Here is a 425-nt window from a genome sequence, read left to right as displayed (position 1 = left end):
GTGGTACAGGGCACGGCTCTCAAGAATGCGCATGTTCGCTCAGCTGAATTCTACCGGGCTCATCGCGCATCTGTGGTATGAAAGCCTAGACGACTGGCTATCGCTCGATGGACGTGAGGCTTCGCATTGGCGTCCTGAGCAGGCAGTTACAGCAGCCGTGCTGGGAGAATTCACAGATCGATTCAAGCTTGTGACGTTCGATTTGCCAGCGTATGCAAACTGGCTAAGCGGTCGCGAAGACTCCCAGTCCGAGCGGGATGCTTGGACAACTCTCGTAGCCAAGGGCTACTTTGAATGACGTCAAAATTATCTTGTGTTCATGGAGCTGGAGTGGTCGATGTCGTGCAGGCGAATGCAGCTATCCCAATTCCTCGACGTAGCGATGGCCCTGGCCGTGGGCTTCGTTGGACACCGGCGTCCCCTAC

Annotated in this window: 1 protein-coding gene; it reads left to right on the top strand. The window is 55.8% G+C overall.

Features of this window, described 5'->3' with window-relative positions:
- On the top strand, positions 1–298 hold a 298-nt coding region (locus GVL12_RS25855; protein ID WP_235033991.1), incomplete at its 5' end, for a hypothetical protein.
- Positions 299–425 lie beyond the last annotated feature (127 nt).

It is taken from the genome of Pantoea sp. 18069 (assembly GCF_902706035.1).
Lineage (GTDB): Bacteria > Pseudomonadota > Gammaproteobacteria > Burkholderiales > Burkholderiaceae_C > Comamonas.
This window is presented reverse-complemented; position numbering and strand designations above follow the sequence as displayed.